At 64.0% G+C, this 13,882-nt stretch carries 13 protein-coding genes; 8 read left to right on the forward strand and 5 right to left on the reverse strand.

Annotated elements, in window-relative coordinates:
* Nucleotides 1-19: 19 nt before the first annotated feature.
* From NKI88_RS23925 to NKI88_RS23940, 4 genes are read left to right on the forward strand one after another with little or no spacing between them, the layout of a single operon-like run.
* Nucleotides 20-949, forward strand: coding sequence for a carbohydrate ABC transporter permease (locus tag NKI88_RS23925; protein WP_352657671.1), 930 nt, complete (start codon nt 20-22; stop codon nt 947-949).
* A 10-nt stretch (nt 950-959) separates the two neighbouring features.
* On the forward strand, nt 960-1,793 hold the full coding sequence (locus NKI88_RS23930; protein ID WP_023686650.1) for a carbohydrate ABC transporter permease: 834 nt from the start codon (nt 960-962) through the stop codon (nt 1,791-1,793).
* 11 nt (nt 1,794-1,804) lie between these two features.
* Nucleotides 1,805-2,860, forward strand: coding sequence for an ABC transporter ATP-binding protein (locus NKI88_RS23935; RefSeq protein WP_352657674.1), 1,056 nt, complete (start codon nt 1,805-1,807; stop codon nt 2,858-2,860).
* On the forward strand, nt 2,857-3,021 hold the full coding sequence (locus NKI88_RS23940; RefSeq protein WP_023714150.1) for a hypothetical protein: 165 nt from the start codon (nt 2,857-2,859) through the stop codon (nt 3,019-3,021). Before NKI88_RS23935 ends, NKI88_RS23940 begins: the two co-directional genes overlap by 4 nt.
* Nucleotides 3,022-3,043: 22 nt before the next feature.
* Here the strand turns inward: NKI88_RS23940 and ggt are convergent, their stop codons facing one another.
* From ggt to NKI88_RS23965, 5 genes are read right to left on the reverse strand one after another with little or no spacing between them, the layout of a single operon-like run.
* Nucleotides 3,044-4,630: a gamma-glutamyltransferase gene (gene ggt / locus NKI88_RS23945; RefSeq protein ID WP_352657677.1), complete on the reverse strand. Its 1,587-nt coding sequence runs from the start codon at nt 4,628-4,630 to the stop codon at nt 3,044-3,046.
* A gap of 39 nt (nt 4,631-4,669) precedes the next feature.
* Nucleotides 4,670-5,971: an NAD(P)/FAD-dependent oxidoreductase gene (locus tag NKI88_RS23950; RefSeq protein WP_352657680.1), complete on the reverse strand. Its 1,302-nt coding sequence runs from the start codon at nt 5,969-5,971 to the stop codon at nt 4,670-4,672.
* 2 nt (nt 5,972-5,973) lie between these two features.
* Entirely contained in the window at nt 5,974-7,356 is a 1,383-nt protein-coding gene (locus NKI88_RS23955) for a glutamine synthetase family protein (RefSeq protein WP_352657683.1), read from the reverse strand.
* Nucleotides 7,357-7,362: 6 nt separating this feature from the next.
* The gene (locus tag NKI88_RS23960; protein ID WP_023698837.1) at nt 7,363-8,646 is read right to left on the reverse strand and encodes a glycosyltransferase; all 1,284 of its coding nucleotides are present in this window, start codon (nt 8,644-8,646) and stop codon (nt 7,363-7,365) included.
* Between the two features lie 10 nt (nt 8,647-8,656).
* A complete protein-coding gene (locus NKI88_RS23965) occupies nt 8,657-9,595 on the reverse strand; it encodes a GntR family transcriptional regulator (RefSeq protein WP_023698838.1) in 939 nt (312 codons plus the stop codon).
* A 235-nt stretch (nt 9,596-9,830) separates the two neighbouring features.
* On the opposite strand from NKI88_RS23965, the gene NKI88_RS23970 reads away from it, so the two are divergent.
* The 4 genes from NKI88_RS23970 (at nt 9,831) to NKI88_RS23985 (ending at nt 13,880) form a co-directional block, all read left to right on the forward strand.
* The gene (locus tag NKI88_RS23970; protein ID WP_023698839.1) at nt 9,831-10,895 is read left to right on the forward strand and encodes a polyamine ABC transporter substrate-binding protein; all 1,065 of its coding nucleotides are present in this window, start codon (nt 9,831-9,833) and stop codon (nt 10,893-10,895) included.
* 94 nt (nt 10,896-10,989) lie between these two features.
* Nucleotides 10,990-11,832 carry an ABC transporter permease gene (locus NKI88_RS23975; protein ID WP_023712268.1) on the forward strand — a complete coding sequence of 281 codons (843 nt, stop codon included), beginning with the start codon at nt 10,990-10,992 and terminating at the stop codon, nt 11,830-11,832.
* A gap of 186 nt (nt 11,833-12,018) precedes the next feature.
* A complete protein-coding gene (locus tag NKI88_RS23980; RefSeq protein ID WP_023707562.1) occupies nt 12,019-12,810 on the forward strand; it encodes an ABC transporter permease in 792 nt (263 codons plus the stop codon).
* The gene (locus NKI88_RS23985) at nt 12,807-13,880 is read left to right on the forward strand and encodes an ABC transporter ATP-binding protein (RefSeq protein ID WP_352657688.1); all 1,074 of its coding nucleotides are present in this window, start codon (nt 12,807-12,809) and stop codon (nt 13,878-13,880) included. The genes NKI88_RS23980 and NKI88_RS23985 overlap by 4 nt, the downstream gene beginning before the upstream one ends.
* Nucleotides 13,881-13,882 lie beyond the last annotated feature (2 nt).

Consider the following 13,882-nt stretch of genomic DNA (forward strand, 5'->3'; position numbering starts at 1 on the left):
TTGTCCGCAGGAAACGCCCGTGACGAACCGCACTCCATCGCCGCGCGGAATGCCGCTTCTCGACCGTGGGGTGGGGCCGCTCTTGATGCTGCCGGCGACCCTGCTCGTCGTCGTCTTCCTGGTCGGCCCGTTCTCCTACATGGTCTACACCGCGCTGACCGACCTCAGCTTCGCCGACGCCAGCCATGCCGGCGCCTTCGTCGGTTTCGACAATTTCCGCAAGCTGATGCGCAACGACCCATTCTTCTGGGCATCGTTCCTGTTGACGCTGAAATTCGTCGTCATCGCCGTCGGCCTTGAGTTCCTGCTCGGCTTTGCGCTGGCCTTCCTGATCTTCCGCTTCGTCGCCAGCCAGCGGCTTCTCACCACACTGCTGCTCATCCCGATGATGATCGCGCCGGTCGCCGTCGGGCTGATCTGGCGGCTGCTGTTGCAGGGCGATTTCGGCATGCTCACCTTCTACATGCGCAAGGTCGGTCTGCTGGCGCAGAATTCGGCGGTGCTTTCGGCACCCGACCTGGTGTTTCCGACCATCGTCGCCATCGATGTCTGGCAGTGGACGCCTTTCGTCACCCTGATCATGCTCGCCGGCATGATGAGCCTGCCGCGCGCGCCGTTCGAGGCGGCAATGATGGATGGCGCCAAACCGTTCCAGATTTTCCGAGACGTCATGCTGCCGCTGCTGCGGCCGGTCATCGCGCTCGTGCTGCTGCTGCGCGGCATCGACGCCTTCAAGGAGTTCGACAAGGTTTTCCTGATGACCGGCGGCGGTCCGGGAACGCTGACAGAGCTGGTCTCGATCTACGCCTACCGCGTCAATTTCCGTAACTGGGACCTCGGCTACGGCGCCGCGGTCGCCTTCATGATCTATCTCGTCGTGCTGATCCTGTGCTCGGTCTTCTACAAGGCCGTCTACTGGTCGAGCCGCAAGCAGGCGGCGGCGTATTGAGGGCGCGGCGATGATCGATCAATCCACCAACCGCGCCTGGAAAAGCTTTGCCTGGGCGGTGTTGCTCGTCGCCGTCGTGGTGGCGCTGACGCCTTATGTCTGGATGGTGCTGGCGTCGTTCAAGAACCGCGTCGATCTTCTGTCTTCTGTGCCGAAATGGATTTTTTCGCCGACGCTTGCCAACTATCCCGCCGTCTTCATCGACAAGGGATACTGGCCGCTGGCGATCAATTCGGTGCTGATCTCGGTGTCGTCGACCATACTCTGCATCGTCATCGGCGCGCCAGCGGCCTATGGCTTTGCCCGCTCGGATTTTCCCGGCAAGGAAGACCTGTTCTTCTTCTTCCTGACCACGCGCATGGCGCCGCCGATCTCAATCGCCGTGCCGCTGTTCCTGTTCTTCACCTCGCTGGGCCTGATCGACACCATCTACGCCGTTGTGATCGCCCACACCTCCTTCAACCTGTCGCTCGTCGTCTGGATGATGCGCGGCTTCTTCGCCGAAATCCCCAGGGAGATCGACGAGGCCGCGATGATGGACGGCCGCTCGCGGCTCGGCGCATTCTTCTTCGTCGTCGCGCCGCTGGCCGCACCCGGCATCGGCGCCACAGCGGTGCTCTGCTTCATCCTGTCGTGGAACGAGTTCCTCTATGCCTTCATCCTCGTCGCTTTCGACGGGCGGCCGCTGACCGTCGGCATACCGGGGCTGGTGACGCCGCATGGCACGCTCTGGGGACAGGTCGCGGCAGTCGCGATCGTGGCAACGCTGCCGATCGTGCTTTTCACGTTCCTTGTCCAGAAACAGCTCGTCCGCGGCCTCACCTTCGGCGCGGTCAAGGGTTGAAGGGATCTTGTATGGCAATTGTTTTCGACGGCGTCACCAAGGCCTTCCCGGACGGGACGGTGGCGCTGCAGGCGCTCGATCTTGCTTTCGAGCCCGGCGAATTCCTGGTTCTGCTCGGCCCGTCCGGTTCCGGCAAGACGACAGCCTGCCGGCTGCTCGCCGGGCTGGAGCGGCCGACCGCCGGGCGCATCATGGTCGAGGGCCTCGATGTCACCGACCTGCCGCCGCGCCTGCGCGGCATGGGCATGGTGTTCCAGAACTATGCGCTCTACAGCCATAAGAGCGTCTACGAGAACATCGCCTATCCCTTGCGCATCCGAAAGATGCCGGCCGCCGAGCTTGACCGCTGCGTCCGCGCCATTGCCGAGCTGCTCGAAATCACCCGTTACCTCGACCGCCGCCCTTCGCAATTGTCGGGCGGCCAAGCGCAGCGCGTGGCTGTGGCCCGCGCACTCGTCTGGCAGCCGAGCCTCTGTCTGATGGACGAGCCGCTGTCCAATCTCGACGCCTTGTTGCGGCTCCACATGCGCACCGAGCTGAAGCGTCTGCATCGCGAGCTGAAAAAGACCTTCGTCTTCGTCACCCACGACCAGGAAGAGGCGATGACGCTGGCGACCAGGGTCGCGGTGTTGCGCGAAGGCGCACTGATCCAGTACGACGACCCGCGCGAGATCTATCGGCGGCCTGCCAATCGCTTCATCGCCGAATTCATCGGCCGTCCAGCGATGAACACGTTCGATGGCGATGTCCGCGCCGGCGTCTTCCACGCCAGCGGTTTCACTTGCCCGCTTCCGGGAAAGCCTGATGGTCCCATCGTGCTCGGCATTCGCCCGGAGCAGATCCAGCTTGTCGACGCGACTGCCGGCGACGCCATCCTGTTTGCCGTCGACGTCGTCGAACCGGTCGAGCCGGACGTGCTGATCTTCGCCAATAGCGAGGCCAACGCGCTGATCGTCAGGACTGTGAATGACGATCGCGCTTTCGATCCCGGCCAGCCGCTTTATCTACGCTTTCCGCCGGCAGCGCTGCACACATTCGATGCTGTGTCGGGAGCGCGGCTGCCGTGAGCACGCTGCTCGCTTTGGTGCCGCTGGCCGCCGCAGCCTTGGTCTGGTGGCTGTTCTACAGCTTCAACCGGTCGCGGCGCTGGTTCTCGATGGGCGAACTCATCTTCTGGGACGCCATTGCACTGGTAATCCTGCAGCTTGTCTGGCTGATCTGGTTCTGAATGCGCATTCCAGCAACGCAGATCAGTAGCCCAGCGCACAACCGTCCTTGCGCGGATCGGAGGCACCGGTGAGCGTGCCCGTTTCCCAATCGATCAGCACCAACTGGCCGCCGCCATGCGGCTCCTCGGCGATCGAAACCTGATGGCCGCGCTGACGCAGGCCGGCGATCGCCTCAGCCGGAATCCCGCGCTCGGCCAGCACGGCATTGTCCTTGTAGAACACCCGTGGCGCATCCAGTGCCTGCTGCGGGTCCATCCCGAAATCGATCATGTTGGTCAACAGATGGACATGGCCGAACGGCTGGTAGCCGCCGCCCATCACCCCGAACGGCATCACCACCTTACCCCCTCGCGTCGCCATGCCGGGCATGATGGTGTGCATCGGTCGCTTTCGCGGCGCGATACGATTTGGATGGCCTTCCGTGAGGCCAAAACTGCTGCCGCGATTCTGCAGCACGACGCCTGTCTTGGGACCGACGACGCCGCTGCCGAAGGAACCGAAGGTCGAGTTGATGAAGCTGACTGCATTGCGGTCGCGGTCGACCACGGAGATATAGACCGTGTCGCTGCGCGGAAGCTCAAGCCGCGGCAGATGCGTCATGGCGAGCGCCGGATCGATGGCGGCGCGCAGCCGCTCCGCATAGGCTGCCGACAGCAGTTGTTCGACGGGGACCTGGACGAAATCCTGGTCGCCGATGAAAGTATCGCGGTCCTGGTAGGCAAGCCGGCCGGCTTCGATCTCGAGATGCAGCCGCTGGGCACTGTTCGGCTCCAACGAACCAAGGCTGAAGCCCGAAAGCACATTCAGCATGATCAGCGCCGTCATGCCCTGATTGTTCGGTGGCATCTGATGGATATCGTAGCCGCGATAGGACGTATTCACCGACGTGACGTAGTCGCCTTGGGTCTCGGCGAAATCCTCCAATGCATGCAGCCCGCCCAGCGCGCGAAGACGTTCCACCAGATCGTCCGCGACTTCACCTTCATAAAACCCTGCACGGCCTCGGTTGGCGATGATGCGCAAGGTGTCCGCCAAGTGCGGCTGCCGATGCACATCGCCGGCTTGCGGCGCCCTTCCCTCGGGCAGGAATATGCGCGCGGCATGTTCATCGGCTGAGAGCAGGGCGACCTCGTCGGCCCAGTCGAAGGCGACGCGATCATGAACGACATAGCCTTGTTCGGCATAGCGAATGGCTGGCGCCAGCGCGGCGTCGATGCCCTTTTTTCCGTGGTCCTCGAGTAGCCGGCACCATGCATCGATGGCGCCTGGTATGGTGACGGCATGCGGTCCGGCCGCAGGCAGTTCGCTATGCCCCCGCTCCAGATACCATTCGGCGGTTGCCGCAGCGGGCGAACGCCCCGAGCCGTTGAAAGCGAGAACATCGCCCTCGCCTTTGGGACTGTAGAGCACAAAACAGTCGCCGCCGATGCCGGTCGATTGCGGCTCGACGACGCCTTGCACCGCCGCAGCGCAGACAGCGGCATCCATGGCATTGCCGCCGGAGCGCAGCATGTCGATGGCGGCCAGCGTCGCCAGCGGATGCGATGTCGCCGCCATCGCTTCGGTGGCGCGAACCGGCGAGCGGCCGGGGAACTGAAAATCACGCATGCAATCGCCTCCAATGATTCGCGCCCGCCGGCAGCAGCCTCAATGCTTGATGCGGTCGCGCATGGCGTACCACAACATCCCCAGCACATAGAGCGGACCCCGTAGCGCCGTACCGCCCGGGAACGGCATCGGCGTCAGCGTCGAGAACAGGTCCAGCCGCGAGGCGTCGCCCGTCATCGCTTCGGCCAAGAGCTTGCCCGACAGCGTTGACAGGATGACGCCCTTGCCGGAATAGCCATGCGCGAAATAGACCTCGCCATAGTGCCCGACATGCGGCAGCCGCGACGTGGTCACCGACACCAGGCCGCCCCAGGCATGATCGATGCGGCAGCCCTTCAGTTGCGGGAAGGTGGCCTCCATATGCGGCCGCACGAAGCCGGCGATGTCGGCCGGCGGCGATGGCGTGTAGCGCTCGCCGCCGCCGAACAGCAGCCGACCGTCCGCCGACATGCGGTAGTAGTTTACGACGAAGCGCGTGTCGGACACCGCGACATTGGCCGGGATGACATTGTGTTTGCCCTCCAGCGGTTCGGTGGCGACGATATAGTTGCCTACCGGCATGATGCGGCTGTTGACGCGCGGCTCCAGCCCATGCAGCAGCGCGTCGCCGGCCAGCACGACATGTTTGGCCCTTACCGACCCCTGCGCCGTCGAGACCCGGATCGAAGGCTCGCGCTCCAGCTTTACCGCGACGGAATTTTCATGGATGACGACACCGGCCGCCACGGCGGCACGGGCAAGGCCGAGCGTGTAGTTCAGCGGATGCATATGGCCGCCGAGCGGCTCATACATCGCGCCATGATAGGGCGTGTCCACCTTGCCGCGTGCCTGCGCCGCCGACAGGATCTCGACGTCGCGGAACTTCATCACGCTCTCGAGGCATTTGGCCTCGTCTTCGAGATCCCTGAGGTCGGAGCCATTAACGGCACCGACGAGATGGCCGGTCAGCCGCAGATCGCAGTCGATGGTGTGGCGCTCGATGATGTCGAGCACCAGGCCCCGCGCCTCGAAGGCGAGGTCGAACAGCGCCTTCGCCCGCTCGGGGCCGTAGAGCTTGACCAGCCCCTTGGCGCCTTTGCGCAGGCCGGGGATCATCTGGCCGCCATTGCGGCCCGACGCGCCCCAGCCGATCTTGCCGCCTTCGAGCAGCACCACCTTCAGGCCGCGCTCGGCGGCATGAAGGGCGGCCGACAGGCCGGTGCAGCCGCCACCGACCACCACCAGATCGGCGCCGACATCTCCCACCAGCGCCGGATGGTCCGGCGCCGGATTGGTGGTGGCGACATAATAGGAATTGCCGATATCGAGGCTCGAATTGAAACCCGTTGAGCCGGAGGCCATGATCACACCTTCAGCAGCAAATGGTCGCGTTCCCAGCTCGTCACCACGCTCTGGAACAGGTCGAGTTCGACGCTCTTGACGCGCAGATAGGTCTGGAAAAAATCCTCGCCGAGCAATGCCCGCACCGGCTCGCAAGCAATGAAACGATCAAGCGCCTCCTCCATCGTTTTCGGCAGCGTGCTTTTGATCCTGTAGGCATTGCCCGAGGCCTCAGCCGAGCGCGCCAGCTTCTGCTCGACGCCGAGATAGCCGGCAAGCAGCGAACCGGCGATCGCCAGATAGGGATTGCAATCCGCTCCCGGCAAGCGGTTCTCTACCCGCCGGGCGGCGCGGCCACCTGCCGGCACGCGCAGGCCGCAGGAGCGGTTGTCATGCGACCATTCGATGTTGGCCGGTGCGCTGTGGTTCGGCCGGATGCGGCGGAACGAGTTCACGTTGGGTGCGAACAGCGGCATGATCTCGGGCACATATCTCTGCAGGCCGCCGATGAAATGGCCGAACATTTCGGTGTCTGCATCATCTCTGTCGGCAAACAGCGCGGCGCCTGTCGTTTCATCGACGACAGACATGTGCAGATGCATCGAGCTGCCGGCCTGCGCGGCGATCGGCTTGGCCATGAAGGTGGCGTGCATGCCGCTCTGCTGCGCTGCCTGGCGCGTCAGCCGCTTGAACAGCAGCACCTGGTCGGCGAGTGGCACCGCGTCGCCGTGCAGCAGATTGATCTCCAGCTGCCCGGTGCCCGATTCATGGATCAGCGTGTCGAGCGGCAGGCCGGCGGCTGCGGCATAATCATAGACGCGCCTTATCACCGGCTCGAATTCTTCCAGCGCCACCATGTCATAGGGATGCTGCGAGCCCTCGGCGCGGCCATTGGCGCCAACCGGTGCCGTCAGCGGCTGGTCGGGATTCGGATTGGGCGCGGTCAGATAGAATTCGATTTCCGGCGCCACCACCGCGCGCCAACCGCGCTTCCGGTAGAGATCGAGCACGGCGCGCAGCACATGTCGTGGCGAGGCCATCCAGGGCTTGCCTTGCATGTGGAAGGCGTCGGCGAAGACATAGGCTTTGCCGACGCCACCGCCCGGCGCCAGGCACAGCGTCGACATATCAGGCACCATGCGCATATCCGGGTCTTGATAGGCAAAGCCTTCGTCGATGGAACCGGAGTAGCGGCCATCGATGCTGACCAGGAAAGCGCTGCTCGGCAGGTAGAGTGCGCGGTCTTCCAGCGCCTTGAGGAATTTCACCGTCGGCAGCGCCTTGCCGCGCAGCACGCCATTCATGTCGGGCACCAGGCACTCGACCTCCGTGATGCCGTGCTGGGCGAGCCAGGCCTTGGGATCGTTGCCGGTGAAGAGAGCGGTGTTGGTATTTTTGTCCTGCATTTTGGTTCACGTACCTATGAGAGAGAGTATGGCTTGCGCGGCCACATCCGTTCCAGGGGTCAGCGCCATCTTGGCAGCATTGTCCCTGAGGCGGGCGCGCATCGCATCGTCGGCCAGCAGGCCGAGAATGGCTCTCTCCAATCCCCCTTCCGTCCAGGCGTCGCGGCCGATATGGTCGCCGACACCTGTCTCTCCCGCGCGTTGCGCATTGTCGTGACCGTCCCAGCAATAGGGCATGATCAGCGACGGCACGCCGAAGCGCAGCGCCTCGCAAAAGCTGTTGTTGCCGCCATGGTGGATGAACAGGTCCGACTTCGCCACCACCGAAGGCTGCGGAAACCAGGCGTCGAGATAGACATTGTCCGGCACCGCGCGATAGGCGTCGCGCAGGCCGCCGGCATTGACGATGAAGCGCGCCGGCAGCCTGTCGAAGACGGCGAGCATGCGCTCGATCAGCCCGACATCCATCGCGCCGAGGCTGCCGAAGCTGACATAGACCAGCGGGCCGCCATTGCGCGGAAACACCGGCACCTCGAATGGCCCTTCCGAACGCACGCAGCCTTCGAGATAGACAAAGCGTTTGGGGTCGAGCGGCTCGGCCCGCTCACGCCGTACGATCGCTGGCGTCAGCAGCAGATTGAGGTCGGGTGATGTCTCGAGGAACAGGCCCTTGGGCAACGGCGCCAGGCCGGCATCCGCACGAAAACGGTTGAAGCGCTCATGCGCGGGTGCGGAGGCCGCGAGATAGCGCGCTTCGAACGCCGCACGTTGCGGGTCGTCGGCACCCATCCCCGAGAGATAGGGCGGCACCTCGGCATCCGGCAGTTCCGTCTCGGCACAGGAGACGACGCGCACCCACGGGCAGCCGGCGGCGGCGATCGCCGGGAACATGATGACGTTGTCGAGCACCACCGCGTCCGGCTTCAGCCGCGCCAGCAATTGGCGCAGCGGCGCCTCGGCGTTGACGGCGGTGTCGACGATCGCTTGCCAGGTCGGCGCGACATAGGTCTCGAGCTGGTCGATCGGGCTCAGCCGGAAATGCGGCAGGTGCCGGCGCACGAAGGCCTGCCAATAGCTCTGGCGGTCGCTGTCGCTCAGCGGCTCATCCGTCGGCAGATGGTATTCCTGGAAGCCATAGTCGGTAAAGACGCCGGAGAAGCCGGCATGGCAGATGAAGACGGGGCGAGCGCCCCGTGCGCGCAATGCCTGTGCGATACCGACGCAATTCAACGCGGCGCCGAAACTGGCTTCGGGAAACAGCGCGATGGTCGGGCTGGCTTTACGCGTCAATTATTCCTCTTCAATCCGGCCGGCTGATCATGCTGAACAGTGCGGGAGCTCCGCGGCTGGCTGCTTGCGGTCGCTGGCTGCGGGAGAGCCGCAGGTGGATGCGAAGCAGATCGGCAGCCACCTCATACTGCCGGCTTTCAAGATAGTCGAGTATGCCCGAGTGTTCGCGCAACGATTGCCGCAGCCGAAACACGTTGACGCCGGAATAGATGCCCGGCAGCCGGCGCAGGCGGAGATGATCGGCCAATGCATCCGACACAAAACGGTTGGCGCAGCCCTCGGCGATCATGCCATGAAAATCCATGTCCAGCCGCTGGAACTCGCGCGTGTCGAATGTCTCGTCCGGCAGCGCTGCAAGCGCTTCCATGCCTTGCCGCAACATTGCTGCCCGCGCCCCGTCCAGCCGAAAGCCTGGCGTCAGGATGGCCGCCGGCTCCAGCACCAGGCGGAACTCGTAGCTTTCGCCTTGCGCCTCCGGATCGTCCGGCGCGCGGCGAAACAACCAGGATTGCCCAGGCGCACGATCCAGAAGATTCTCGTCGGTCAGTTTGTTAAGTGCTTTTAGTACCGTCTTGCGATCAGCGTCGTAGCGTCGCATCAGCCCCGCGATGGTCACCGTCTGGTCCAACCGTCGCGCCGAGCGGTCGCGCAGGATGGCTTCGGCGAGCTCGTCTTCCTCCGCACTGGGTAGTTCGGCGGCAATGGCGGGCTGGGCGGCGAGGTCGACCGTCAGATGATAACCGCTGTCGGCCTCCCAGCGCACCACGCCCCGTTCCGCGAGCAGGCCGAGTGCGGCGCGTACGGGCGTGCGCGAGACATTGCACAGCGAGGCGATCTGCTGTTCGGGCAGGCGGGCGCCAGGCTCGAAGCCACGCTGCCGCGCCACATCCAGGATGCGCTGCGCCAGATCGAGATGGTTGGTGCGAGGTCGTCTGGCTACGGCTTGCATGACTTTTCTCGAATGCGAATGTGGCGCATTGGTCTGGCTGATCGCCGGAACAGGGACAATCGGCCAAATTCCTCCGTCGGTTGACAGATTATGGATTGACGTACTTTTTTCTGCAATAGTACTGTCGGCACAATCGGCGAGAAAAGACCGAGGGAACAGGATCGAGGCAGGCGCGCGCGTCGCCGGCCTTGGTCCGGCAAATGATTTCGACGATCAAACCGAATGGGAGACTGCCATGACCGCTACCAGCCTGCGGCGCCGTGCGCTCAATACATCCTCAATCGCTCTCGGTCTCGCCCTGACGCTCTCGGGGCCGGCCGCCGCAGCCGACCTCGTTATTTCGAACTGGGATGGGTACATGGCACCCGACGCCATGGCCGCTTTCAAGACCGCCACCGGCGTTGCCGGCGAAGTGGTGGTGCACGCCACCAATGAAGAGATCATGGGCAAGCTGATTGCCGCCGGCGGCAAGGGCTATGACGTGGTCTTCGTCTCCTCGCCCTTCGCCGAAGTATTAAACAAGCTTGGCCTGACCGAGCCGATCGACCATGCCAAGATCCCCAACCTCGCCAACCTCTATCCCGAAGCGACCAAGCTGCCGCACGATGCCGGCAACGCTTTCTCCGTGCCTTACACCTGGGGCACGACGGGCCTCTGCTACCGCTCTGACCTTGTCAAGACGGCGCCCACGAGCTGGAGCGACCTGCTCGCCCCTTCCGACGAGATGAAGGGCAAGACCACCATGCTGGCGACCGATCGCTGGCTGCTGGCCGCCGGGCAGCTCGACAAGGGCTATTCGGTCAACGAGACCGACCCGGCCAAGATGGCCGAGGTCAAGGACCTCTTGATCTCCGCCAAGAAGACCCTGCTCGCCTATGACGACACCACCTTCTATTCCAAGCTGGTTTCCGGCGAGGCGCTGATGGTGCAGGCCTGGGACGGCTGGTGCAATTACGGCATCGCCGACAAGCCGGAGATCAAATACGTCATCCCTAAAGAAGGTTCGGACCTGTGGGTCGACACGATGGTGGTGATGAAGGCGTCCGAGCACAAGGACGACGCCTTCAAGTTCATCAACTTCATGCTCGACGCCAAGAACCACGCCTGGGCGGCGCAGAACATCGACTACAAGGTGCCGAACAAGCCGGCGATGGAAAGCCTGCCGGCCGACTTCCTGGCCAAATTCCCCAACATGGCGATGCCGGTGGCCGATCTCGTCAAGTTCGAGCAGTTGCGTGACGTCGGCGAAGCCCAGCGCGACTATTCCAAGATCGTCAGCGAGATCAAGGCCGCGCAGTAAGCGGCGCAGACTTCACGGCCGGCAGCACTTCTGCCGCCGGCCCTGAGCGGTACCCGAGAAATTGTCCCAGACCCGACTTCGTTCCTCTCTGCTGATGGCCCCGGCGCTGGTCTGGCTGACCGCGCTGATGGTTATCCCATGCGCCCTGGTGCTGGCGCTCGCCTTCTTCCGGCGCGGCGTCTATGGCGGCATCGACTACACTTTGACGCTGGAAAATTTCGGGTTGGTCTTCGACCCGCTCTATGCCGGCATCTTACTCAAATCGGCGCGTATCGCCGGCACCGCGACCCTGATCGCGGTGGTGATCGGCTATGCCGCCGCCTATGCGATCGCGGCCGCCCCGCGCCGGTGGCAGCCGGTGTTCCTGTTTTTCGCCGTGCTGCCGTTCTGGTCCAACTACCTGATCCGCACCTATGCCTGGATCGTGCTGCTCAACCGCGAAGGCCTGATCACCCAGCTCTTGCGCTGGTTCGGCTACACCGGCGAACCGCCCTCGATGCTCTATACCGAAGGCTCGGTCATCGCAGGCCTCGTCTACAACTATCTGCCCTTCGTCATCCTCGCCTGCTACGCGCCGCTGTCACGCCTCAACCCGGAACTGGCCGAGGCCTCACGCGATCTCGGCGCCTCCGCTGCCACCACCTTTCGACGTGTCATCCTGCCGCTGACCGTGCCCGGCATCGCTGCGGGTGCTGTCTTCGTCTTTGTGCTGTCGATCGGCAATTTCGTCACCCCGGCGCTGCTTGGCGGCGGCCGCTTCCAGATGATCGGCAACCTCGTCTACGACCAGTTCCTGACCGCCAATGACTGGCCGTTTGGCGCGGCATTGGCGATGGCGCTGATCGCCATCATGCTTCTGGTGCTGATGGCGCAGGCGCTCGCCGCCGACCGCGCCGCGGGGCGTGCGGCTGAGGCAAGGGGTGACGCCTATGGCTGAGCGCCGCGCAATTCTTGCCTTCTCCCCGTTCACCGGGAGAAGGTGCCCCGAAGGGGCGGATGAGGGGCGGCGTCAACCTTTGCGACTCTCAACGCTGCCCCCCGTCTGCCTGCCGGTAGCTTCTACCCGCGAACAGGGAGAAGGACTCTGGTCGTTCGCTTGCCCTCCAATTGTCGGAGGCCGGCGATGACCCATTCCTTCACCCGTACGCTCGGCATGCGGACGATCCTCACCCTCGTCTTCGCCTTCCTCTACATCCCGATCGCCGTGCTGGTGGCGCTGTCCTTCAACGAAGGCGGATTGCCGACGGCATGGTCGGGCTTTTCGCTGAAATGGTATGCCTCGCTGGCCGGCAATTCCGCAATCCTTTCCGCTGCGCTCAACACGCTGATCGTGGCGTTGGTCTCCACGGCCATCGCCACGCTGCTCGGCACGCTGCTGGCCATCGGCATCGAGATGCGCCGGCAATACGGCAGGGGTCTCGAGGCGCTGATCTTCGCACCGATGATCATCCCCGACATCGTCCTGGCGATCGCTCTGCTGTCGTTCTTCTCCATGCTAAACCTGACCATGGGCCTGCACACCATCATCCTCGCCCATGTCGTCTTCAACCTCGCCTTCGTCTGCTCGGTGGTGCGCGCAAGGCTAAAGAGTTTCGACTGGTCGATCGTCGAGGCCTCCGCCGACCTCGGCGCCTCGGCTCTGACCACCTTCCGGCGTGTGACATTGCCGGTCATCGCGCCGGCAGTGGTCGCCGGCGCTCTGCTTGCCTTCACGCTCTCGGTCGACGAGTTCATCATCGCCTTCTTCACCGCCGGTGCCGGCCGCGCCTCGACGACGCTGCCGATGCAGATCTACGCCATGATCCGCTTCGGCATCACGCCGGAGATCAACGCGCTGGCGACGATCGTCATGGCGGTATCCATCACCGCGCTGACCCTGTCGCAGCGGCTCAACCGTGGGATCATCGGCCAATGAGCGAACCGCGCACGCTGCTGGCCATTGATAACGTTTCGAAGAAGTTCGGCCGGGTCACCGCCGTCGACGGCATCTCGCTCGACATCCGCGAAAACGAGTTCTTCGCGCTGCTTGGACCCTCCGGCTGCGGCAAGACCACGCTGCTGCGCATGCTGGCCGGCTTCGAGACGCCAACCGACGGCCGCATACTGCTCGATGGCAAGGACATCGCCCGGACCCCGCCCAACAATCGGCCGGTCAATCTGATGTTCCAGTCCTACGCGCTGTTCCCGCATATGAGCGTGCGCGCCAATGTCTCCTACGGGCTGGAGATGGAGCGCTTGCCGAAAGCTGAAATCCGTTCCCGCGTCGAGGCCATTCTGGCCACCACCGAGCTTGTCCCCTTCGCCGACCGTAAGCCTGAGCAATTGTCGGGTGGCCAGAAGCAGCGCGTCGCGCTCGCCCGCGCGCTGGTCAAACGGCCTCGGTTGCTGCTGCTCGACGAACCGCTGGGCGCGCTGGACAAGAAACTGCGCGGCGCCATGCAGATGGAGCTGAAGCGCCTGCAGCACGAAGTCGGCATCACCTTCGTCATCGTCACCCACGACCAGGAAGAATCACTCGTCATGGCCGACCGCATGGCGGTGCTCAAGGACGGCCAGTTGCTGCAATGCGACACGCCGCACGCGATCTACGAGCATCCCACCGACCGTTTCGTCGCCGACTTCATCGGCGTGATGAATTTCGTACCGGGCAAGGTGTCTGCGGATGGCGTGATCGCCGCGAACGGCGCGCGCATCACCGGCAAGGTTCCCGCCAAGCTCACACCCGGCGCTTCCGCTGTCGCTTCGGTGCGACCCGAGCGCATCCGGCTGTTCCCGTCAGCCGAGACCGCTAACCGCACCGCCGGCACGGTTGAGGCGCTGGCCTATCACGGGCTGGACCTGCAGTTGCATATCCGCACGCCTCTGTCGCCAAAACCATTTCTGGTGCGCGTCACCGCCGATGCCGCCGACCGCCGGCCGGTCTCGTCGGGCGATCAGGTCGAACTCGGCTGGGACGCCGCCGATGTCAGAATTTTTCAGGAATAGGA

This window comes from Mesorhizobium sp. M0317 (assembly GCF_040321555.1).
In the GTDB taxonomy this organism is placed as follows: Bacteria; Pseudomonadota; Alphaproteobacteria; order Rhizobiales; family Rhizobiaceae; genus Mesorhizobium.